This window comes from Halomonas sp. SpR1 (genome assembly GCF_031010175.1).
Classification (GTDB): Bacteria; Pseudomonadota; Gammaproteobacteria; order Pseudomonadales; family Halomonadaceae; genus Vreelandella.
This window is the reverse complement of the sequence record NZ_JAUAMB010000018.1, coordinates 15,521-36,488: the sequence shown is the minus strand read 5'-3', so window position 1 is coordinate 36,488 and position 20,968 is coordinate 15,521. Positions and strand designations below refer to the sequence as shown.

Genomic DNA, 20,968 nt, shown 5'->3' with positions numbered 1-20,968 from the left:
TCACAGAATGCTAAAAAATTGTTGGCTATCTATATATCCATACCGCTTACCACGACTTCCGATAAAGTTAGGCGCAAATAAATCTAGCCTTTGATATGCCGGATTGTTTTGCCGAATTATTCTTAACTCATAAGAGTCCTCAGAAATCCTAGTTATACATGCCAAATCCCCTGGCTCGGCCATTTTTGTATAGCGTAACCTCCCCGTTCCCAGCCTGAAGTCTAAATTATTTTCCGCTTCAAATGTAATTCTCACTTGGTCAGAAATTCCTAAATCAACATAATTAAGATTTATAAAGGCCGATAGAGTTCCTTTCCACCCTCTTTGATTACGGATGGTGAGAGGTGGAAAAAAGTCAAAGCAATCTTTGCTTAACCAAAAGTACTGGCTACCTCGACCACTTATATCTCCAGGATTCGCCAAGATCCTGTTAGTATCTGTTGGCACTAGTTTAACTATTAAGGTTTCTTGATCAACTTCATCTAAGGCATAGCTCTGAGGAGTCTCGTCATACAATAGATTCCAGTGTGGTGATAATGGATCTATTAAGCATTGATAATATTGCCAGTTCTGGTCGAACATTTTATTAACTAGATCACACCAGCTAAAGCTGGAGTCAGACAATGCTTGATTCTTTAAATACACAGATGCTTCAATATTTTGAGATAAGCCAGGAGCAGTGAAATTACCAGAGGTAATTACTGCTGACTGCTCTCCATTTTCTGTTAAAAAACCATAGCATTTTGCATGTAAAATCCTTTTCCTGTTTATTAAAAACACCTCCGCCCCACACTCTAGCAAAGCATGAACAACTTGCTTACTGGACAGCCTCTGGCTAGCACTCCCACCGAGAATAGCAACTACCCTACCTCCATTCTCAGTATGCTCTTTTAATATTTTATAAAACCTAGCTCCACCATTATAATTTGCGAAGCCAGAGATAATGAATATAGTGCCATCCCCTCGTCTTAATGAGCGAATCCACATATCTTCCAGAATATTCCTAAGCCCCGTTTCTACACTTGTCTGATAAACTCCAGGATGCACAGAAAAACTAATCAAAACTGACTCCTTAAAATCCGTTTTATCTATTATAGATATTTTATTCGCAACTCAACTGCATTTTAGTTTTCGATCTATATGGTTGTATTCCGCCTCTTTATTTATCCTGCGATGCTCGAAGCCGAACTACTATTTTCTGGATTTTTCCTCGCTAGTGCCACCTTACCGGGGCCTCCCTAGCTAGCCAGTATTCACTCCTTTCTTCTTAATTGACTTCAGCAACTTCTCGAACTCAGGACTTATCTAACCATCCACTCGCCCACCATCAGTGCGGGACACACCGAGTCCCCCTTACTAACACTGTAACCGAGCCTAACACAGGCAACCAGAGGCAAAGGGGCAAAGGGGCAGAGGGGCAGAGGGGCAGAGGGGCAGAGGGGCAGAGGGGCAGAGGGGGGCAGAGGGGCAGACTATAGAAAGAACCTAATGAGTCTCGCCTCCCAGCCCATGTTCTTCTAATGCTCATCGCATTTAGCCGAGTGCTCTGGACTCGAACAAGGGTTTGTCTAAGGAAATATGCACGATTAGCTGGGTGTTCACTATTAAGCGGGCAAGATCAGTCAAAAGTTTGTCAAATCTATAGGCTACGCCACTCCCAAGGCTGCTGGTGCAATCCAGGCTCAGCCCAAACACCCAACCGCGCCGCTTTTGCTTGGCGCTCAGCAGGTGCATAGCGATCATCACTGCAGTACCGATTGTAGACTGCAGCTTGTCCGGCTTCGACCATCGCCAGATTCAGGCTGCGGTTTCCTGACAACACTTCACCGACGAGCCGCCCATAGCGGTCGCGGTCGTGGGTGACGATTTCCACCTGGCTGGGCGTGATTCTGCGCAGATAGTCTCGGCTCTGGCGCCCCCAGGGTTGCTGCCCCATCTCTGGGGTGTCGATGCAGTAGAGACGCACTCTCTCTTCTTGTCCCGCGCAGTTTACCGTCATGGTATCACCGTCATAGACACGCACCACGCTGCAGCTATCTAGAGCACCAGGCGTGTCGGAAATCGTCAATATCGGGCCGCTTATGTCGTCCATGAGCCATGGCAAGGACAGGGCTACGACGGTAACTATCCAAAACAGTGAGATCCGATTGTGTCGAATTCTTATTAGCATCCGTGTAATGAGCCGGATCATATTATGTATTTTATTCATGTTACCTACCTGTCACGAGAAATTTTGTCATTTTCATGCAGCCAAGGGCGTAATTCGGCGGGTATAACACCCGCTTTTTCTTCACCAAGCTCCACGTTGGGGACAGTGATATCCAGTGCATGACGCACCTGCACGGTCAGCAGCAGGTCTCGCAGGGGACGTGCGCCCCAGCGGTCGATTACGCCTGGTTCCGCATAGTTGAGGCTTACCTCTCCACCGCTGACCGCCACAGTGGGCGCGTGAGCGGCGATTCCGCGCGCAGTAAGGCTGCCGATCAGGTAGACCTCGCCTGCCGCTTCCAGCGGCTCCAGAGCGGCGGCTAACGCGGCGGGAGAGGTGTGCTCGGCGCTTAGCTGCCGTGCCGTGGTGGTCTGAGCCTCTCCCTTCACTGCTACGGCGCTGTCGGCATACCAGTCGCATTCGCCGCTGCGACACACGGTCTGCCGACCGTCCGTGGTTGAGATGAGAAAGCCAGCTGCTTTCCAGGAGCCAATGATCGGGTAGTCGCCACCCACGTCGGCCATTGTCAGGTTGTCGCGCCCTTCTAAGCGCAGCATCCAACGGTGTTCGCCTTTCTCGGCATCGTAACGGGCGCGGGCGGTGGCAATGTCGCCGATGGCGGCGGCGATCACGCTACCGGTACCCGGCTTGGCCTGGGCCATACCAAGTAGCGGCACCGTGGTCACAGCAAGTATCGCGGCGAAGGTCAGCTCGCCCCAGCCCATAGCCTGCATGCGATAACGTTCGTTGCCTGGCAGCACACATCGCCACCTCGCGGGCCAAAACCAGCCAACCCCTGCCGGGGTCATCATGTCCGCCACAGGATGCGAGGCGTATCCAGCTATAACGGCCAGCCAAACTCCGCGCGGCAGCAATGGCCACAGGAGCAACGCGAGGACTACGCAGGTAAGAAGTGAGTGGGTCAGGGTGCGATGGCCGAATCGGTACTCCAGCGGCTCCGAAAGCCATGGAAACAGCCTTCCGACGACGCCATGACGCTTGTCGAGATCCGGCAGCAGTCCGGATACAGCGGCCAGACACGCCTCCGGCCAGCTTGGCGCGTGGCCTACTGCCAGGCTCGCAGCGACAAACGCTGCCTGCCCGGCCACCATGTGGGTCGGGGCAAGCATCAGCGACGACTCCGCATCTGAAAGAAGAAAAACCGCAGCCCCATAAAGATCGCCGTGGCCACGCCGGAGAGCACCAGCATCTGGGTGTCGCCGAGGCCACGACTGATATAGCGGCTGGCCATGCCAATCACCAGCAGTACCACCAGTAGCGGGGTCATATCGACATAGCGAATACCGGCCTGGTGATAGAGTGAGCGCGCCTTTGCCGGTGTTATCTCGCCCTCTTTGTCGGCCTCCTCAAGCATGCCGCGAATCGCTGCTGGTATACCGCCTCCGGCCTGGGCGACATGACGCAGAAATCGGTCGCGGGTGCGCTCGTCGGAGAAACGCAGGGGGCGCACGTTCAGCCACCGCTCGGCCAGTTCACGGCTGTCGTCGAGCGGCAAAGGCTTGAGCTCTACCGTGGCCTGAAAGCGCCACAGCAGCCGCTCGATACGCGTACGGCGGTTGGCGTCATCCATGCACGCCACTACCTGGGCGCAGTCGAGGATGACGGCGAATAGCTCGGCCTGGCTCGGCGGCACCTCCAGCGTCTCAAGAAGCACTAGGAAGCGCTGTCGGCGTAGGCTCCCTTCCAACAGCTCCACGGTATCGGCCACCGGCAGGCGGCGCAGTGGTCGCACAAGATCCGACCAGGGCAGGCTCCCCTCTCGCCGGACGCGCGCCAATGTGCGCGGCGGCAGCATCGCCTCGGGCACGGCGAGGCCGCAGCGCTCATGAATCTGGCGGGCCAGTTCAAGCAGGCTCGACTTAGTGGTACCGGCGGGAACGAACACGACCGGAAGCTCGCCGCCCTTTAGCTGGTCGTTTAGATGGCGTAGGAAGGCCGACTTGCCGATACCGGCACGTCCATTGATCAGCACATTGGCGCCGCGCCGAATGGCGCACAGGGCGTCATCCGCTTCGCGTGCTCGACCAACAAATCCTGTAATGTTGTCCACTGCTCACCTCCAAACTCGCGGGCGATGCGTTCGCCCAGCGCCAGCTGTTTGGCCTGCCGCTCGGCATAGGCCAGGTCTGCCTTCTCCATTGCTTCGGCGACCGGCCATAGGGTATCCGGCTCGGCAATGCCTTCTTCCACCTGACGCCGCTGATATTCGAGCCGGTCACGGCGAAAATCCCGCATTCTCTCGGCTTCGGCCAGTTCCAGCGCCAGCGCCTCAAGCTCCGAAACGCTGGCTAAGAAGCCCGTCAGCACACCGTCACGGCTAGCTGTCCAGGCGCTACGGGCCTCGGCGGTGCGGAGTTCATGGCTACGGTCGAACAACGGAATCGAGACGCTTATACCCGCGTTGGCGCCAGCGGCACCGCCCTCGACGGTGCCCCGCTGCGTCCAGCCCAAAGTGATGTCGCTTGACCAATCGCGCTGGCGCGTCGTCTCACGGTACTCGGCGTACTCAGCCGCCAGCACTGGATGGGCGCGCTGCACCAGAGCGATGGCATCGTCCAGCGGTGCGGCTACCACCCACGTTGGGGCGGCAAACGTCACAATGGCGGCCAATGCCGCTTTGCGGATCATGAGAACAACTCCCGCTGTACCGGCGTCATGCTGACCAGCACTAAGGATTGCTGCTGAAGCGTGAGCAGCTCCTTGACCTGGTCGAGAGCCTCCTGATCCATACCCTCCGACTCTAGGACGATCTGCAGTTTGCCTTCGTCAGTGGTGGTGATTTTCTTGACCTTGGTGGTCAGTTCGTCAACGCGAGCTTCGACAGGTAGCGTCTGGCCATCCGGGCTAATGTGGATCATCGCAGGATCGGGACGGCGGGTTTCAGTCTGTGCGGTAGCGGTCATAGCGGCATCCTCTTGGCTTGGCGTTCACCCAGGCGCTCGGGGCGCGGAGCGGGGTAAGTGATGGGTCGGTCGGGGGCGGCGAGCGGAACGGCCCCACCCTCCGTACCTAGATAGTCTTCGATGACGGCGCGGGCAGCCTCCCAGCCACGGCACACCTCGGCACGGTAGCCATGGCGGCGTAACGCGGCGATCCACTGTCGCTGCGCCTCACTGGGCCGCCCGCGGCGCGTCTTCAGTTCGATGTACAGGCCGTGATACGGGCCACGCGGTACCGGCAGGCAGATATCCGGCACGCCGGATTTCACGCCCTCTGCGCGCAGCTTCTGTGCCTCAACCGAGTAGCGCACCGTGCGGCCACGCTTGTTGGTACGCTCCTTTGATGGCCGCATGCCGCCGTTTGGGATGGCGTAGAGCAGCTCAAGTGCTGGCCAGCGCCCTACGCCATACTCGGCCCACTTAAACAGGGCTACCTGCTCTTGGTGTTCGCTCGCGCTCATGGGCAGGGTCTCCTTACTTGGGTCTTCAGGTTTTGCAGTACGCGCCGCGCATTGTCTTCATCGACACATCTAGGACGCGGCAAACGATGCACACAGGCTTGCGGCTGGCAGCGCTGACGGTAGGCTTCTCGCAGCTCGGCGACCACGGGGAAGCGAGTACGGGCGGCGACATGGGCCTTCACGGTTGCCAGGAAGGCGTCGTCGTCCATGTGGGCCAGTTGATCCCAGTAAACGGCCAACCGCTCCCGACTCAGCTCAGTGCCATACGCGGCCGACAGGTAGGCCATGCCCTTCTGAAACGTCGTGTTGTGCATGTTCTTGCTCTCCTCTGAACAGGGAATTCAGCGCGGCCAGGGTGCCGCCAATGCGCTGTGTCTCGCTGTGGTGCGGCCCCCGAGCCCCCACCAGCGGCTCGATGTCGGGTTCCAGTTCGTCCTCCCAGCCACGCCTGCGCAACCAGGTCGCCGGGTACGGGATGAACTGCCCACCCTCCTTTCGCCAGTCTGGCGAGGCGCGAGCTTGTGCCACTGCCTGCAGGATCCGTTCGGTCAACGCCTCGTCAGGAGCGAGCTTCATCCACGCCTTGCGGGCGTCCGCCTTGCCTCGGCGTTTCGGGTAAGCGCGCCAGAAGTCCACAAAGAACGCCTCCTGAGCAGCTTTCCCGCATTTCGCCTTTGGCTCGCTTGCGCTCATGTCCGTTGCGCAAGAAGAGGAGTTAATGTTCTTGGTTTGTTCCTGGTATGTTCGGGCGGGTAAATCACCCGCTGTTTCAGGGGTAAAGCACCCGCCCTTTTGTGGCGATTCACCCGCCCTTTCTAGCGGTAAGGCGGTCGTTTCACCCGCCCTTTGTGGCGAATCAACCGCGGTGGAAATACCCGCCTTTTCATCGTCAACAGCGGGTGTTTTAACCGCCCTTCTCTCGGTTTCGGCGGGCGTATTACCCGCTGTTTGCGATGCTTGCCATAGCCGGTAGCGAGAGGTTGCAGCGCGCCCGCCTCCCGCCTCGACCGTCAGCCATCCGAAGCTCTCCAGGCGACGGATGGTGCGCTGGACGTCGCGACGGTCGATGCCGGTCAGTTCGGCCAGCGTTAACACGGAAGGCCAGCACGTCCGTTCGTTGTCAGCGTGTGCATATAACGCTCCAAGAACGCGTATATCACGTGCGCCTAGACGCCGATCGGTGAAGGCGGATAGCGGCATCCAGGCATGAGCCGGGACAGCCATCAAGCCACCTCATCAGCGAGCAGGTGAGCTACTGGTACGCCCAGCACAGCTGCGATAGCCTTGAGTCTTTCTAGCGTGATGTCGCGCTGCCCACTCTCAATGCGGCTGATATCGCTCTGACTGCAGCCAATGGCTTCAGCCAGCGCGCTTTGGGTTAACCCGGCCTTGATTCTTGCTTGTCGAAGTTGCATAAAAACCACCTCATGGCTACATGCCTAATGTCGTTAGTACATATAAAAAGACATAAGAATGCTAAACAGGCATAATTTGTAGATCTCATTATTGCAGTAGATACCTATGGAAATCGTTTCTTCTCGCCTACGTGCTGCACGAAAAGCCAAGCGCCTGAATCAAATGGAATTGGCTGAAAAAATTGGCGTCGATCAAGCCCGAGTCTCTCGCGTGGAACGCGGAGATCGTGGGTTGACGCGTGATCAGCTGCTGCAGGCATCCAAGGTGCTGGATGTAACGGTCGAGTATTTGCTGGGCATTGACCTTGGCGATAATGTCGCTGAGTACAATATCCAGGAAACCAATAGCAAACAGGCTCAACTGGTCGCCGATCATATGGCGCCCACAGGACTGCGCGAGCTTGCCATTGATCAGCAACTTACTCGAACCCTCCAGATCACCACAGAAGAATGGCATGCGCTCTCCTCCATTGTGTTGCCCGGTGAAGCTAGCCGTGACGGCTACGTTCAACTTCTGTTCACGATTCGGGCAATCTGTTACACGTGACCAAAACGTGACGCACGTCGGTCACGTCATGGCCGTTCATGTCACGAGGGGTCACGTAAACGCGGGGCGGAGTGCGTTAACATATTGATTTTTCAGGGTCAGGAAAGAAAGAAGTGGATTCGGGAGGCAGAGGTCGTAGGTTCGAATCCTGCTATTCCGACCAAAAATTCTATGAAAAACGGCCACTTAGCTAATATAGCAGGTGGCCGTTTTTTGTTGGTAGCGGTTCTAGGTTCCATATAGGTTCCAAGCGGAAACACAAAAGGGCTAGCAATAAATGACAACGTCATCACAAAAGCTGACCCGCTTCACCTACCGCCTACGCCAGGATAAGAACGGCGACCATTACGCCTGGTTTGAAATCCGCTCACAGAACCGGCGCGCCAAGATAGGCTTACTACCTTCAGAAACCGATGAGCTATGGATTACCTACGCTGAAATGCCTTATTCCCTGGCGCATCTGGTCGATGATCGAACCTGGGATGCCCACCGAAAATCCATCTTAGAAATGCTTGCAGCTCACTACCTCACGCCTTTTCACTGACCGCCGCAAAAACTGCAAATATCTGCATGAAAACGCATAAAAAACACTGCCCTTAGAACCGTCCTCCCGCCCAGCACTGGCGCGGCTTGATGCACTACCGCAATGGTGCATAAAAACCACTAGATTTAGCGCGCGGGCGGGGCGGGGTGACGATGGCGCGGCGTGGGGTTCCGCTGGCCCCATGGGTGGCATGAATCAGTTATGCTTAAATTTGGACAGGTCAATAAAAATACTCACCATTGAGGCCAATTGAATGAAAGTAAGTGCTTGGTCAAACGGAAAAGATCATTACGGTATAAGGGTTGGCAAGCCTAATCGCAGGCAGTACTTCGACCCTCAATGGAAGGAAGCTATTGTCACTATCGATGGTTCGCAGCATGCTTTCTCGCTGACCAAAGGCTTTTGGAAAGATTGCCCTGAGTTTAGGGATAAAGGCGAGCCGATCGTAAGAGAGTGGCTCGCTAGCCAAGATCTATTGAAATGGCCACCTGGGAAGCCACCAAAATTTATTCTTAGCCATATCAGTGGCAATCGTTTTGAACTCCGGTTGGCATAACATTCCTAGAAGAAAGATCGTGTGCTTCATGTACAAACAAACCGCCCCTTTCGGAGCGGCTTTATGGTTGGTAGCTGGTTTAGCGGTTAGAGATGATTAGCTCGCCACGAGGTTCGGTTGCCTGCTGGCCAACCGTGTAGCGAATTTGGGTGGTGCGGATCGTTAGGCCTTTGAATGCATCGCGCATCTCCGGCGTGTCGTTGACACTGATCACGAATTGCCCCTGCCCTGTTCGGGCCAGCTCGCCCATCCGGTAGTACTCTTCCAGGGGGAAGTCGCAGCCGTACCCGGCGGTGCCCCAGTAGGGTGGGTCGAGATAGAACAGCGTGCCTTCCCGGTCATAGCGTTTGATGCACTCCGCCCAATCTAAGTGCTCAACCACCGCCCTGGATAAGCGTAGGTGGGCATCGCTGAGATCTTCCTCGATACGCAGCAGGTTCATGCGGGGCGGTGATACCGCCGAGGTGCCAAATGTCTGGCCGCTGACCTTGCCGCCAAACGCGAGCTTTTGCAGGTAGAAGAAACGCGCCGCCCGTTGGATATCGGTTAGGTGGCGGGGGGCGATCTCTCTTTGAGTCAGGTACTCTTCGCGGCTAATTAGCCCCCAGCGGAACTGCTTCACCAACTCATCAGGGTGGTGCTTCACGATGCGGTAGAGGTTCACCAACTCCCCATGCGCGTCGTTGATCACTTCCACTTTACTGGGAGCTTTCATAAAGAAGATCGCCGCCCCACCGCAGAAGGGTTCCACGTAGGCAGTGTGCGGTTTAAACAGCGGTAATATCTGTTTGGCCAAGCGTCGTTTGCCGCCCATCCAGGGCAAAATCGGTTTATTCATCATCCTTGATTACCTGTTCATATATACAGTTTTAGGGTATAGTCTTTTTATCGCTTGCGGGGCCGGATGCTCCCTTTGTTTTCAAGGATGAAAGAGCGATTAGCGCCTGGCATGCCAGGCGCTTTTTTTATGCCTCAAGATCCAACAAATACGGATCAAACCTCACCACCTCTTCCCCCACGTGCTCGTTAATCTCTTTAAAGGTGGCCTGCAACGGCTCTAGCTCGTTGGCAACGTAAACCTTGGCGGCTTTTTCCGCATCGCCAAATCCGGCGGCGTTTTGGGGCACCACGCCCATTAGCTGCGGTGGGATACGGTGCCCGGCCAGTTGGTCGTCCCGGGTGATGTTTTTGATGTTGTAGAACTCGTCTTTGGCCGCGACCTCAGACACCGGGATGATCTGCACGCCGTCCTTTTTGCCCCTGGGTGAGTAAAGGAACAGGTTGCGGAAGTTGCCCGGCCCTTTGCTGTTTTTCAGCGCCTTACGCATATCGTCGATGTCTTTTTGATCGTGGGCCGGGTCGTTGACGTACATGATGAAGCCCGCGTGGCTGCCGTTGAGATAGTAGCGGCGGCGGAACAGGGTGGCAGATTCGTTGAGCCAGGCGCTTTGCAGGCTGCCGATATAGTCCGGCACCCCATAGATGGTCTGATCGATATCCGGCTCAAGCAGATGAACGGTACGCCCGGCGGGCAGCTCTACCCGTTCCATGTAGTTGGGTACCCACCAATAGCGGTCATCCTCGCCCCGGCGCATATATTTGGCGCCGCGATGCTGTAGACCCAGCCGCCGCCCTAGCCGCCCGCGCACGTCCTCCAGGTAGCCATTGCCAAACACCAGGTAGTCGAGGGCCAGCGAGCTAAATGTGCGACGGTTCAGCAACGGGTGGGGAATAAAGGTTTTCAGCAGGATATTGCGCTTCACCTGCAAGGCGCTGCCGTGGTGGGCGGTGGCCCGGTAGCTCTTGGCCAACACGCTTAGCGGGATCGGCGGCTCATACCACTCATCCGGCGTTAGCCAAACGCCTTCATACCAAACATCGCGCATGCTGGTGACCGGCTCCGGATCGCCAAAAGTAAACGCCTCCATGCGGCCGCTGCCGGTGGCCACCGCCGGGGCGGTATCGTGTTGAACCTGATACGCAGGCACGCGAATGCGCGGCTTGGCCGCTGCGGTGTTAATCGTCATCGTCAGAAAACTCCATGATAGAACGGCCAGCGCCTTCACTGGCGGGGCCGTCGAGAGGCTCAAAATGTAGGGCGTGCATGGTGGCCCAAGCCAAGTCAGCGTGGCCGGTCGCTTTACTGCGGCCGGAAACATAGGTGAACTGGCGGCCGCTGCCGGTCAGCTCTTTTTTGATTGCCATGAAGGAGGCAGCGAGATCCGACCAGCCCGCATCAAACTCCAGCCGGTCTTTGCGCATAATCTGCTGAGCCTGCAGCACCATGCTTGTTTTCAGCGAAACGTCGTAGCGGTAGCGCACCACCGTGGGGAACCACTTCTCGACGTATTCGGCCACCGCGCCGCCAATGCCGGTGGTATCGATGCCAATGTGGCCGATGGTGTACTTCTCGCGGAAGGATTCGATAAAGGCGGCCTGGTCTTCGTAGTCCTGGCCCTTCAAGCGGTGGCGTTCCAGCACGCGGTGCTTTTCGTCGCTGGAGCGCGCGGGCAGCACCACCACCAGCCCCGCCCCATCGCCATCTTCGCCGGTACCGGTGGGGTCGTAGCCGATCCACACATCCCGGTCGCCCACCGGTCGCGGGGCAAACGGCCGGTAGTCGTCCCACACTTCCCAGCTATCGACCATGCAGGCTTTCATCACCGCCAGCGGGAAGGCGCTTTGGCTGTCATCGACAAAGCCACACATCAACAGGTTGTCGAACTCTTCCGGCGAGTACTCCATGCGCAGCTGATCAAGATCGAACAGATCACAGCCGCCCTCCATGGCATCCAGCACCGTCACGATCTGCCGCCAATGGCCGTCTGGGCACAGCTTGCCGTTCTTCAGCGCCTCGTGAGAAACATCAAACTCAGCCCGCTCTGATTTTTTACGCCGCTTGTTAAACAGCTCACCGTTCCAGAACGGATACCCCTCATGGCCAACGCTGGAAGGCGTTGAGAAATACGTCTGCCGCCACTTCTTGTGCATGGCCATGCCGCTGGTGACCTTGCGAAACTCGGCAAAGCGATGAATCCAGAAATACTCATCCAAATACACATCGCCGTGATAGCCCTGGGCGGTTTTGGAGTTGGTGCCTAGGAAGTGCAGTTCGGCGCCGTTATCCAGAACAATCGGATCGCCTTTAAGCTCCACATCGCACACCTCTTTAACGAACTGCACGATGTAGTTGCGGAAGATATGCGCCTGGGCGCGGCTGGCGGAAAGAAAGATCTTATTGCGCCCGGTTTTGAACGCATCGACGATCGCCTCCCGGGCAAAGTACCAGGTGGCCCCAATCTGGCGGCTTTTGAGAATATTGCGAATGCGGTGCTTCTGGCCCGCTTCCAGCCACACCGCCTGGTATTCAAACAGCGATTCCAGAAACGCCGCGTCCAGCGCCTCGATCTGCTCTTCTTCCAGCGCGTTACGCCTGGGCTTCTTTTTCGGCCCCGCGTTGCGCCGCTCAATGTTGGGATTTAGATCCGCTTCGCGGCCGGTTTCCTGGTACTGACGAATCCTGGCCAGCCGCTCGATCTGCCTACCCAGTAAGTCAATTTCCTTGTAATCGACCGGCTCCTTTTTCGGCTTGGTGATGAGCTGCACCATGCGCGCTTCCAGCGAGTGCTCTACCCGCTCGGTGGGCGTTAGGTCATCCCAACGGTCGCGCGCTTTCCAGCTGTGAATGGTGGCGGGCTTCTCGCCAATCAGCTTGGAAATATGCGAAACCCGCCACCCCTGCCAATACAGGTGGCGGGCGGCCATACGGGGCGATTCTTTCAGTTCGATGGGGGCTGTCGTCGTCATGTCGCCAGCGTACCCGCCGCGCGCGATGCCCACGCCTGCCACGCCTTGTGCTAGCCCGCCCGCACAACGCGCAACCGTTGAGCCAAAACGCATACACGCGGAACCTGAGCCACATCAACCGCCACCCTGCTCAGGAAGCTCAATATGTCTGGAAAAACGAAAAGTTTCCGCGTCGCCACTGAAGGCGCAACCACCGACGGCCGCGAGATCCAACGCGAATGGATCGAACAGATGGCCGCCAACTACGACCCCAAAAAATACGGCGCCCGCGTCTGGATGGAACACATTCGCGGCATGACGGCCGACAGCGTGTTTAACGCCCTGGGCGATGTGCTGTCAGTGGAAGCCCGCGAAGTCGAAGACGGCAAGCTGGCCCTGTTCGCCGAAATCGACCCCACCGATGAACTCAAAGCCATCAACAAAAAGCGCCAAAAGGTTTACAGCTCCATTGAGGTCAACCCCAAGTTCGGCGATACCGGCCAAGCCTACCTGGAAGGCCTGGCGGTCACCGACTCTCCCGCCTCGCTGGGTACCGAGATGATCAAGTTCAGCCGCGAAGCGGGCAGCGCCTCCCCGCTCGCCAGCCGCAAGCAACACGCCGAGAACGTGTTCAGCGAAGCGGTAGAGATTGACCTCGACTTCAACGAAGAGAAGCCACCCGCCGCCGAAGGATTAAAAGCCAAGATCGCCGCCCTGTTCAGCCGCCAGGACACCAAAACCACCAAAGGGTTTGAAACCTTCCGCACCGAACTGGAAGGCACGCTGGAAGTAGTCGCCGAACACTACAACGCCCTGGCCGATGAGCTGGAAGCCCGCCCCACCGCCGACCAATTCAGCCAGCTGCAAACCGCCCACGACGATCTGAAAAAACGTTTTGAAGAGCTATACAACCAGCTCGACAACACGCCGGACACCTCACGCCGAGCCCCCGCCACCGGCGGCGATGCCCAGCTAACCGACTGCTAAGCGCGGGCCAGCCAGTAGAAACCAGGGCCATCGCCACCACTTCAAGGAACCCCAATGCGCAACGATACCCGTAAAGCCTTTAATGCCTTCAAAACCCGCTTAGCCCAGCTAAACGGCGTCGACAACACCGGCGAGCAGTTCAACGTCGAGCCCAGCGTCCAGCAAACGCTGGAAAGCAAGATGCAGGAATCCAGCGCCTTCCTGGGCCAAATCAACGTCATCGGCGTGGATGAGATCAAAGGCCAGAAAATCGGCCTGGGCGTCACCGGCCCCATTGCAGGACGCACCAACGTAGAAGTAAAAGAACGCCAAACCCGCAGCATGACCGGGCTGGATAGCAATAACTACGAATGCTTCAGCACCGAATTTGATACCCATATTCCCTGGGCGAAACTGGACGCATGGTCACGCTTTCCCGACTTTCAGGCTCGTATTCGAAACCTGATCATCCAGCGCCAAGCCCTTGATCGCATCATGATCGGCTTCAACGGTACCAGTGTGGCAGTGGAAACCGACCGCAACGCCAACCCTATGCTTGAGGATGTCAACAAAGGCTGGCTGCAACACTACCGCGATGATGCCCCCGCCCGCGTTCTCACCGATGGTGCTGCGGCAGGAAAAATCACCGTTGGCCCTACTGGCGACTACAAAAACCTTGATGCTCTGGTATTTGATGCGGTGAACGAAATGATCGACCCCTGGCACCGGGAAGATACCGCCCTGGTGGCCATCATGGGCCGCAAGATGCTAGCCGATAAATACTTTCCCATGATTCAGCAGCACGCTGAAACGCCCAGCGAAGCCCGCGCCCTCGACATGATCGTTAGCCAAAAGCGCGTCGGCGGCCTGCAAGCGGTGCGCGCCCCCTTCGTGCCAGATGGCTCACTGATGATTACCTCACTGGCCAACCTATCGCTTTACTGGCAGCTCGGCAGCCGCCGTCGCTACGTCAAAGATAAGCCCGAGCGTAAACGAGTTGAAAACTACGAATCCAGCAACGACGCCTACGTGGTCGAGGATTACGGCTTCGGCTGCCTGGTTGAAAACATCGAACTGACAGAAGCCGAATAAGGGGAACCGATGAAAAGCCCAGCCCGTAAGCATTTTGAGCAAGTGTCCGCCGCGAAAGCGGCGGGCGCTGCCACCCCCGGCCAACAGCAGCAAGGCGAGCAGTTTGAGCTCCACGCCCGCGCGCTCTATGAAGCCACCCGCACGCTAAAAAGCATCAAATCGATTCAGGCCAAAATCGAGAAAAAGCGCGAGCTGCTGCCGGAATTTCTGCCCTACATCGACGGCGTATTAAGCGAAGGCAACGGCGCCAAAGACGATGTGCTCATGACCATGATGGTGTGGTGCATCGACGTGGGGGATTTTGAAAAAGCCCTAGCGATTGGCGCCTATGCCGTGAAACACAACATCGACACCCCCGACCGCTACGCCCGGGACACCGTCAGCATCCTCGCTGAAGAGATCGCCGAAGGCGTCAAAAGCGCCCTGGCCAAGGAAGATGCCGATGCCGACGCCCTGGCCAACGTCATGGCCCGCGCCGCCGCCATTGTCGATGGCCACGATATGCACGATGAGATCAAAGCCAAGCTACACAAGGCCTACGGCTACGCCCTGCGCGCCGCCGAAGATCCTCAAAGCGCGCTGGCCCAGCTTAAAGAAGCGTTAGCGCTGGATGAACGCATTGGCGTGAAGCAAGACATCCAGCAGTTGGAACGTTTGATCAAAAAACAGGGCGACCAGGCCACCGCCTGACCGCCAACCGAGTCGCACCCCGACGGCAAGGGGGCACTGCTGAGCAAGGGATTTTAGCCTCGCGCAAAGCAGTCCACCCCCTTCTTAAATACGGCAGCCACCATGATCGGATACGGCACCAATTCCCCCAGCCCCATGCTGGAAACCATCATCAACAACGGCTTCTGGCCGGATATTGACCCCAACGACTTCCGCGAAGAGGAGCGCGTGCATAACGTCACGCCCCCGCGCATCCGCCAATCCCTGCGCGCCGCCGTGGCCGATGTTAATCGCCAGTTGGCCAACTACCAGCACGCCCACCAACAGGCGGGCCGCATGGCCTGCGATGCCATTCCGCCGGAACCCTGGCAATCGCCCGGCGATATTCAGTTGCTTTACACACGCGCCGTGTATGCCCAAGCCCAGGCGGATCTTTTGGAGCGCTATCGCGACGCCTCCGCCACCGGCAAAGGCGACGAACGCGGCGAGGCAAAAGATTTAGCCGCCGACGACTACCGCGCCGATGCCCGCTGGGCCATCGCTGAATTAGTCGGCCGCCAACACACCACGGTCGAGCTGATATGAAGCGCGTGACCCATGCCCACCAGGGCGAAACCCTCGACGCCCTGCTCTACCGCGTGTACGGCAAAACCGCCGATATCACCGAGCAGGCGCTGCAGCTCAACCCACACCTGGTGAATCAGGGGCCAATCCTGCGCGAAGGCACCCCGGTCACGTTACCACCGCCGCCCGACGCCCGCGCAACCAAACCGCCACTCCAACTTTGGAACTGAGGAGCTCATGAGCCACCCGTATGAAATCACCACCGAGGGCGTCAAAGTCGCCCCGCCGGCGGTCGTCTCGCTGCTGCACATGGGCGGCATGACACCCGCCGACTGGGTCACGGTGTTAACGCTGCTCTACCTGGCGCTGCAAATCGGCCTGCTGCTGCCGCGCTACCTAACCCGCCTACGGGCCTACTGGAGGCGCCGCCGTGAGTCTTAAACGCCGAATGGCCATTGGGGCCACCGCCGGGGCGCTCAGCATCGCCACCGCCGTGGTCTCCTATTACGAAGGCTACCAGCCCAACGCCTACCGCGACCCGGTCGGCATCGCCACCATCTGCTATGGCCACACCGCCACCGCGCGCATGGGGCAAACGCTTAGTCAGGCGCAATGCACCCAACTGCTACAGGCGGATCTAGGCACTGCCTTTGCCGCCGTGGATCGCCGCGCCCAGGTCGAATTGCCACCACCCACCCGCGCCGCGCTGGCCTCGTTTGTTTACAACGTGGGGGAAGGCGCCTTCGCCCGCTCCACCCTGCTGCGCAAACTCAACGCTGGCGACCTACGCGGCGCCTGCCACGAGCTAAGCCGCTGGGTATACGCCGGGGGCAGGCAGCTCAACGGCCTGGTCAAACGCCGCGCCACGGAACGTGAACTGTGCCTGGAAGGCATCAAAGAGGAGCCCACCCCATGAACCGCCTGCTCGCCGCCCTGGCCATTTTGCTACTGGTGGTGCTGGTCACCTGGGCGCTTTGGCAGCACTCAAACGCCGCCGAGGCGCGCGCCGAATTGGCCGAACAGCAGCTGGCAGAATCTCACTACCGGGAACAGAAAAACCTGGTGATTATCGACGCACTTTGGGAGAACGCCCGCCGCCTGGAAGCACAACGCCGCGCCCTGGCAGAACAGCAGGCCGCGCTTAGCCATACCGCCGCCAACCGCCTGGCCACCATTGAGGAACTCCACCGTGAAAACGCCACGCTACGCAATTGGGCCAACACTCGCCTGCCTAGCGCTGTTATCCGGCTGCGCAAGCGCCCCGCCGTCACCGGTGCCCGTGATTACGATCAATCAGTGCGCGACGCCCAGCCCCTGCAGCCTGCCCGCGAGTAACCCGCTCACTAACGGCGAACTGCACCTGCAGCTGGAACGCACCGAAGCCGCCTGGGCACAGTGCGCCGCGGAGGTCGATGCCATCATTATTTGCCACCAAGAAGGCGCACAATGATCAAATTACAGCACCTAAGGGCGCATTTAATCGCTAGTGTCCCTGAATTAGCACGTAACCCCGAACAGCTTCACACCTTCGTTAATGACGGCAAGATCAAATTCGCGCGCGGTACCAACCTTAGCCACCAGTATACGGTCGACGCCCAAATCATCATCACCGACTACAGCGGCAGCCTAGACACGGTGATGATTCCCCTACTGCAGTGGCTTAACAGCTACCAGCCCGATTTAGTCGAAGATGAAGCCGTCCAGATTGAGGCCGAGATCCTCAACAACACCCACTGGGATCTCGCTTTGACCGTGCGACTTACCGAGCGCGTCGTCGCCAAGGTGGATTGCCAAACCGGCAGCATCAACGCCGAACACCGCATGCCCGAATACCCGGTGGACGCCTGCCCGGCGAAAAGCTGGCAGTTGTACGTCAAAGGCCCAAGCGATGCCGAACACGTACTCAAAAGCGAATGGCAAAGCCCAGGCGGCGGCGAATGAGCGACGACCTCCAACAGCTGGAAAGCTGGCTAACGCCGCTCATCAATAAGCTCAGCCCCAAAGAGCGCCGCGTACTGGCAAGGGAAGTCGCGCGGGATCTACGCATCGCCAACCGCAACCGCATCAAGGCCCAAACCAACCCCGACGGTACGCCCTATGAACCCCGCACCCAACTACGCGGCCGCAGCGGAGCCATCCGCCGCAAAGCGATGTTCACCAAGCTGCGCACCGCTAAATACCTCAAGATCAAAACCAACGCCGACGAAGCCGCCGTGGGGTTTATGGGCCGCATCAACCGCATCGCCCGCGTACACCACTACGGCCTGCGCGATCGCGTCGAGAAAGGCGGCCCACAACACCAATACGCCCGCCGGGAGCTGGTGGGCATTACCCCGGCCGATAGCGAACGCATTCGCGATAGCCTGATTGATCACTTAACGCAGAAATGAAAAAGCCCCGCCGATTGGCAGGGCTTGGGGCATCACGTTTTGCTATTCAGGCTTGGACTCTGAATCCGAGTCTGAAATCTCTGATGGGAGCGAACGGCTACCGATAAATGCTCTCATCGCCTCCTCAACAGCCAGTACACGCTCTTTCCAATCGGCAGCCTCTTCTGGGGAAATTTCGGCACTTAGTCGATGACCCGCCACTAGATAATCGTCAAAGCTTTCCTCAAGACGCGCAACGATCTCCGCATTAACGGATCGATGGTTACTTTTGGCTGCTTCAGTCACTGCCGCCTTCAGCTCTTCTGACAGCCGTACTTTCAATTGCGGATCTGTTCTACTCATAACGCTATTTTTGCACCACCGTGGTGTTGACACAATAGAACCACCGTGGTTACATTTCAGTTGAAACCACGGTGATCCATAAAAGAGGATTTATGAACCAATACAAAACACAGATACGCATGCCTATTGAACTAGCAAATTGGCTGAGAGGAGTAGCCATTGAAAATGATCGTTCCATGAACGCTCAGTTAGTCCACTTTATTAAGACGCTAAGAGAAATCCAGCAATCGGGGAGGAACAGTCAAAAAAGTTCAGATTTGTTGCCTGAGCGGTCACAAATGGGGGTAGCTGAAAAGGTAAAATAAATGAGCCCTTGGCGCTGCAACGCCAAGGGCTTGAAAACACAGTATCCATATCTCAAAAAAGGAACTGCCCATGAATAATAGCACTTCAACCGGTAGAGGTCAGGTGATCCCTTTCCGTTTCGAGTCCCAGCCGATCCGGGTTACCGTCATAGATGGCGATCCCTGGTTTGTTGCCAGCGATGTCTGTAGAGCGCTGAGCCTTACCAATACGTCAAAAGCCCTGAAAGCGTTAGATGATGACGAACGGTCTAACTTCAAGTTAGGGCGTCAGGGTGAGGCCAATATCATCAATGAGTCTGGATTGTTCATCTTAATTCTACGTAGCCGGGATGCCACAAAGCTCGGCACTCCGCAGCACCGTTTTCGTAAGTGGGTGACTGCGGAAGTCCTGCCCGCCATTAGAAAGCACGGCCACTATCACGATGTCGAAGGCAAAATGAACACCCTGATCGGCCAGACCATCGGTACCGATGGGTTTCATATGTTGGGCGCACTCATCAAGGGCAAGGTCACGCACTTATCACCCCGTGCCCAGCGCTGTGCTACTTCCAAGATATGGTCACAAACCCATGCCGCCTTTGGCGTGCGTTCCGGTGCCGACATTCCCGCCGACCAGTTGGATGCCGCCCGCAACTTTATCGCCGCTTATGCGCTGGAAGGCGAGTGGCTACCGGCTACCCCACAGTGCACCTCAGTAGACGCTAACCTCCCCCTTCCCGATAAGCTAGGCAAAGCCGACCAACTCAACTTGCACTCACTATGCAAGCATGTGATTCAAATCCGTGAACTCTACCGGCACTACCACCTTTATGAAGCACTCACACAACTAGGTTCTCCGGCAGGCAAGCAACTCCACGGACACATAGTGGATAGCGCTGCTATCGCCCGCCGCTACCAGCCCACCTTGCAACCTCTAGTACCTTGACCCCACCGCCCCCAGCCAAGCCTGGGGGCATCACTTGTCCTAACCATCCCGCACAACGCCCGCCGCTACCCATCCGCGCGTAACGCTTCCACCATTGGCGGCATGAACAACGTCGCCGAACTTAAACGCCTTATCGCCAACCTGATTCGCATCGGCACCATCGCCGAGGTGGATTATGGCAATCCCGATGCCGTGCCGCCGATACCGCCCCGCGTGCGGGTCGATATTGGCGAGATCACCACCGGCTGGCTGCACTGGATCGAAAGCCGCGCGGGTACCACACGCACCTGGTGCCCGCCTACGGTCGATGAGCAGGCCATCGTTATTTCACCCGGTGGGGATCTCAATGCAGGCGTGGTACTTACCGGCCTGTTTCGTGGCCTACACCCCGCCCCCAGCGACAACGGCGACCACTTCCACGCGGTGATGCCCGACGGCGCGGTGATCGACTACCACCACGTTGAGCATCATTTGAAGGTCGACATTCCTGGCGATATCACCATCAACGCCACCGGCGAGATCCGCATTACCGCCAGCGGCGATATGCACCTTAAAGGCCGCAACATTTATGAAAACTGAGCCGATAAAAACGAGGGGGCCGCGCTATGGGCGTTAAAACCAGCGATGAAAACGCTATCGACTACACCGACGACTTTGCGCAAATGATCGCCGTCGGCGAGCAGATCCGCGACGAACTAACGCTGATTCGTGAGGCGCTCTATGCCGGTAAGCAGGCCGACGGCAATTCACTGGCCACCAGCCAAAACGCCATTGCCCTGGCTCTTGAGCAGATCCGCCAACGGGCCAGCCAAGAGCAGCTGGGCATTTTCACGCGCCCCATCACGAAAGGCGACGGCGGCCTCAGCCGCGCCGCCATGATTAACGCGCTCAAACAGTCAGACCAACTCGATAACGTGCGCCAGGAAATGGCGGCCCCCACGCCGCTATAGGAGAACCCCATGCCCGCTGCTACCCGTTTAGGCGATATATGTACCGGCCACGGCTCGTGCTCACCACGGCCGTCGGTATCAGGCTCGCCCAATGTGTTTGTGAACCGCATCCCCAGCCACCGCGTGGCCGATGCCTGGGCGCGTCACTGCTCCCATGAATCCGTACTAGCAGCGGGCTCCAAAACGGTATTCGTCAACGGCCGCCCCAAGGGCCGCGTCGGCGACCCGGTCGCTTGCGGTTCGCTGGTGGCCACCGGCTCGCCCAATGTGTTTGTAGGGGGCTAACC

The 20,968-nt window shown here is 57.6% G+C and carries 33 protein-coding genes; 19 read left to right on the top strand and 14 right to left on the bottom strand.

All coding sequences use genetic code 11. The annotated features are described in order from the left end of the window. The 10 genes from QT231_RS13820 to QT231_RS13775 all read right to left on the bottom strand — a co-directional run bounded on the left by QT231_RS13820 (position 1) and on the right by QT231_RS13775 (position 7,045). Positions 1-1,062: a phospholipase D-like domain-containing protein gene (locus QT231_RS13820; RefSeq protein WP_308337441.1), complete on the bottom strand. Its 1,062-nt coding sequence runs from the start codon at positions 1,060-1,062 to the stop codon at positions 1-3. Between the two features lie 577 nt (positions 1,063-1,639). Next, positions 1,640-1,999 carry a thermonuclease family protein gene (locus tag QT231_RS13815; RefSeq protein ID WP_308337440.1) on the bottom strand — a complete coding sequence of 120 codons (360 nt, stop codon included), beginning with the start codon at positions 1,997-1,999 and terminating at the stop codon, positions 1,640-1,642. A 215-nt stretch (positions 2,000-2,214) separates the two neighbouring features. Then, the gene (locus QT231_RS13810; RefSeq protein WP_308337439.1) at positions 2,215-3,339 is read right to left on the bottom strand and encodes a metal-dependent hydrolase; all 1,125 of its coding nucleotides are present in this window, start codon (positions 3,337-3,339) and stop codon (positions 2,215-2,217) included. Further along, positions 3,339-4,280: an ATP-binding protein gene (locus QT231_RS13805; RefSeq protein ID WP_308337438.1), complete on the bottom strand. Its 942-nt coding sequence runs from the start codon at positions 4,278-4,280 to the stop codon at positions 3,339-3,341. Before QT231_RS13805 ends, QT231_RS13810 begins: the two co-directional genes overlap by 1 nt. Beyond that, entirely contained in the window at positions 4,196-4,858 is a 663-nt protein-coding gene (locus QT231_RS13800) for a hypothetical protein (protein ID WP_308337437.1), read from the bottom strand. The genes QT231_RS13805 and QT231_RS13800 overlap by 85 nt, the downstream gene beginning before the upstream one ends. Continuing rightward, positions 4,855-5,133 (bottom strand): hypothetical protein, encoded by a 279-nt coding sequence (locus QT231_RS13795; RefSeq protein WP_308337436.1) that lies wholly within the window; start codon positions 5,131-5,133, stop codon positions 4,855-4,857. Before QT231_RS13795 ends, QT231_RS13800 begins: the two co-directional genes overlap by 4 nt. After that, positions 5,130-5,630, bottom strand: coding sequence for a VRR-NUC domain-containing protein (locus QT231_RS13790; protein ID WP_308337435.1), 501 nt, complete (start codon positions 5,628-5,630; stop codon positions 5,130-5,132). The genes QT231_RS13795 and QT231_RS13790 overlap by 4 nt, the downstream gene beginning before the upstream one ends. After that, the gene (locus QT231_RS13785) at positions 5,627-5,944 is read right to left on the bottom strand and encodes a 3CxxC-type zinc finger protein (protein WP_308337434.1); all 318 of its coding nucleotides are present in this window, start codon (positions 5,942-5,944) and stop codon (positions 5,627-5,629) included. The genes QT231_RS13790 and QT231_RS13785 overlap by 4 nt, the downstream gene beginning before the upstream one ends. Then, positions 5,886-6,854 carry a helix-turn-helix domain-containing protein gene (locus tag QT231_RS13780; RefSeq protein ID WP_308337433.1) on the bottom strand — a complete coding sequence of 323 codons (969 nt, stop codon included), beginning with the start codon at positions 6,852-6,854 and terminating at the stop codon, positions 5,886-5,888. The genes QT231_RS13785 and QT231_RS13780 overlap by 59 nt, the downstream gene beginning before the upstream one ends. Beyond that, positions 6,854-7,045 carry a helix-turn-helix transcriptional regulator gene (locus QT231_RS13775; RefSeq protein ID WP_308337432.1) on the bottom strand — a complete coding sequence of 64 codons (192 nt, stop codon included), beginning with the start codon at positions 7,043-7,045 and terminating at the stop codon, positions 6,854-6,856. Before QT231_RS13775 ends, QT231_RS13780 begins: the two co-directional genes overlap by 1 nt. 106 nt (positions 7,046-7,151) lie before the next feature. Here QT231_RS13775 and QT231_RS13770 point away from each other — a divergent pair, with 106 nt between their 5' ends. The 3 genes from QT231_RS13770 (at position 7,152) to QT231_RS13760 (ending at position 8,692) form a co-directional block, all read left to right on the top strand. Continuing rightward, positions 7,152-7,592, top strand: coding sequence for a helix-turn-helix transcriptional regulator (locus tag QT231_RS13770; protein ID WP_308337431.1), 441 nt, complete (start codon positions 7,152-7,154; stop codon positions 7,590-7,592). 277 nt (positions 7,593-7,869) lie between these two features. Continuing rightward, on the top strand, positions 7,870-8,136 hold the full coding sequence (locus tag QT231_RS13765; RefSeq protein ID WP_308337430.1) for a hypothetical protein: 267 nt from the start codon (positions 7,870-7,872) through the stop codon (positions 8,134-8,136). Positions 8,137-8,389: 253 nt separating this feature from the next. Beyond that, entirely contained in the window at positions 8,390-8,692 is a 303-nt protein-coding gene (locus QT231_RS13760) for a hypothetical protein (protein ID WP_308337429.1), read from the top strand. 79 nt (positions 8,693-8,771) lie between these two features. Here QT231_RS13760 and QT231_RS13755 read toward each other — a convergent pair whose 3' ends face one another. The 3 genes from QT231_RS13755 to QT231_RS13745 all read right to left on the bottom strand — a co-directional run bounded on the left by QT231_RS13755 (position 8,772) and on the right by QT231_RS13745 (position 12,499). Then, positions 8,772-9,533: a DNA adenine methylase gene (locus tag QT231_RS13755; protein ID WP_308337428.1), complete on the bottom strand. Its 762-nt coding sequence runs from the start codon at positions 9,531-9,533 to the stop codon at positions 8,772-8,774. Between the two features lie 124 nt (positions 9,534-9,657). Further along, a complete protein-coding gene (locus QT231_RS13750) occupies positions 9,658-10,719 on the bottom strand; it encodes a phage portal protein (protein ID WP_308337427.1) in 1,062 nt (353 codons plus the stop codon). Next, entirely contained in the window at positions 10,709-12,499 is a 1,791-nt protein-coding gene (locus QT231_RS13745; RefSeq protein ID WP_308337495.1) for a terminase large subunit domain-containing protein, read from the bottom strand. The genes QT231_RS13750 and QT231_RS13745 overlap by 11 nt, the downstream gene beginning before the upstream one ends. 144 nt (positions 12,500-12,643) lie before the next feature. Here QT231_RS13745 and QT231_RS13740 point away from each other — a divergent pair, with 144 nt between their 5' ends. The 11 genes from QT231_RS13740 to QT231_RS13695 all read left to right on the top strand — a co-directional run bounded on the left by QT231_RS13740 (position 12,644) and on the right by QT231_RS13695 (position 18,159). After that, positions 12,644-13,465, top strand: a complete 822-nt coding sequence (locus tag QT231_RS13740; protein ID WP_308337426.1) for a GPO family capsid scaffolding protein — start codon at positions 12,644-12,646, stop codon at positions 13,463-13,465. 54 nt (positions 13,466-13,519) lie between these two features. Further along, a complete protein-coding gene (locus tag QT231_RS13735; protein ID WP_308337425.1) occupies positions 13,520-14,536 on the top strand; it encodes a phage major capsid protein, P2 family in 1,017 nt (338 codons plus the stop codon). 9 nt (positions 14,537-14,545) lie between these two features. Next, complete coding sequence (gene gpM, locus QT231_RS13730) at positions 14,546-15,226, top strand: phage terminase small subunit (RefSeq protein ID WP_308337424.1); 681 nt, start codon at positions 14,546-14,548, stop codon at positions 15,224-15,226. 102 nt (positions 15,227-15,328) lie between these two features. Continuing rightward, positions 15,329-15,790, top strand: a complete 462-nt coding sequence (locus QT231_RS13725) for a head completion/stabilization protein (protein ID WP_308337423.1) — start codon at positions 15,329-15,331, stop codon at positions 15,788-15,790. Next, a complete protein-coding gene (locus tag QT231_RS13720; RefSeq protein ID WP_308337422.1) occupies positions 15,787-15,999 on the top strand; it encodes a tail protein X in 213 nt (70 codons plus the stop codon). The genes QT231_RS13725 and QT231_RS13720 overlap by 4 nt, the downstream gene beginning before the upstream one ends. 7 nt (positions 16,000-16,006) lie before the next feature. After that, positions 16,007-16,210 carry a hypothetical protein gene (locus tag QT231_RS13715; protein WP_064234080.1) on the top strand — a complete coding sequence of 68 codons (204 nt, stop codon included), beginning with the start codon at positions 16,007-16,009 and terminating at the stop codon, positions 16,208-16,210. Next, positions 16,200-16,685, top strand: a complete 486-nt coding sequence (locus QT231_RS13710; RefSeq protein WP_308337421.1) for a lysozyme — start codon at positions 16,200-16,202, stop codon at positions 16,683-16,685. Before QT231_RS13715 ends, QT231_RS13710 begins: the two co-directional genes overlap by 11 nt. Then, the gene (gene lysB / locus QT231_RS13705) at positions 16,682-17,104 is read left to right on the top strand and encodes an Rz-like lysis system protein LysB (protein ID WP_308337420.1); all 423 of its coding nucleotides are present in this window, start codon (positions 16,682-16,684) and stop codon (positions 17,102-17,104) included. Before QT231_RS13710 ends, lysB begins: the two co-directional genes overlap by 4 nt. Beyond that, complete coding sequence (gene lysC / locus QT231_RS24315; protein WP_374694395.1) at positions 17,007-17,219, top strand: Rz1-like lysis system protein LysC; 213 nt, start codon at positions 17,007-17,009, stop codon at positions 17,217-17,219. The genes lysB and lysC overlap by 98 nt, the downstream gene beginning before the upstream one ends. After that, positions 17,216-17,710: a phage tail protein gene (locus tag QT231_RS13700; protein WP_308337419.1), complete on the top strand. Its 495-nt coding sequence runs from the start codon at positions 17,216-17,218 to the stop codon at positions 17,708-17,710. Before lysC ends, QT231_RS13700 begins: the two co-directional genes overlap by 4 nt. Continuing rightward, the gene (locus QT231_RS13695) at positions 17,707-18,159 is read left to right on the top strand and encodes a phage virion morphogenesis protein (protein ID WP_308337418.1); all 453 of its coding nucleotides are present in this window, start codon (positions 17,707-17,709) and stop codon (positions 18,157-18,159) included. The genes QT231_RS13700 and QT231_RS13695 overlap by 4 nt, the downstream gene beginning before the upstream one ends. Positions 18,160-18,201: 42 nt before the next feature. On the opposite strand, the gene QT231_RS13690 is transcribed toward QT231_RS13695, so the two are convergent. Continuing rightward, on the bottom strand, positions 18,202-18,501 hold the full coding sequence (locus tag QT231_RS13690; RefSeq protein ID WP_308337417.1) for an Arc family DNA-binding protein: 300 nt from the start codon (positions 18,499-18,501) through the stop codon (positions 18,202-18,204). 92 nt (positions 18,502-18,593) lie between these two features. Between QT231_RS13690 and QT231_RS13685 the strand changes: the two genes are divergently transcribed. The 5 genes from QT231_RS13685 (at position 18,594) to QT231_RS13665 (ending at position 20,966) form a co-directional block, all read left to right on the top strand. After that, positions 18,594-18,806 carry an Arc family DNA-binding protein gene (locus QT231_RS13685; RefSeq protein WP_308337416.1) on the top strand — a complete coding sequence of 71 codons (213 nt, stop codon included), beginning with the start codon at positions 18,594-18,596 and terminating at the stop codon, positions 18,804-18,806. A gap of 70 nt (positions 18,807-18,876) precedes the next feature. Continuing rightward, positions 18,877-19,731, top strand: coding sequence for a BRO family protein (locus QT231_RS13680; protein WP_308337415.1), 855 nt, complete (start codon positions 18,877-18,879; stop codon positions 19,729-19,731). A 102-nt stretch (positions 19,732-19,833) separates the two neighbouring features. Then, positions 19,834-20,310 (top strand): phage baseplate assembly protein V, encoded by a 477-nt coding sequence (locus QT231_RS13675; RefSeq protein ID WP_308337414.1) that lies wholly within the window; start codon positions 19,834-19,836, stop codon positions 20,308-20,310. A 26-nt stretch (positions 20,311-20,336) separates the two neighbouring features. After that, on the top strand, positions 20,337-20,681 hold the full coding sequence (locus QT231_RS13670; protein WP_308337413.1) for a hypothetical protein: 345 nt from the start codon (positions 20,337-20,339) through the stop codon (positions 20,679-20,681). A 9-nt stretch (positions 20,682-20,690) separates the two neighbouring features. Continuing rightward, complete coding sequence (locus tag QT231_RS13665) at positions 20,691-20,966, top strand: PAAR domain-containing protein (RefSeq protein WP_089691024.1); 276 nt, start codon at positions 20,691-20,693, stop codon at positions 20,964-20,966. The last annotated feature ends 2 nt before the right edge of the window (positions 20,967-20,968 follow it).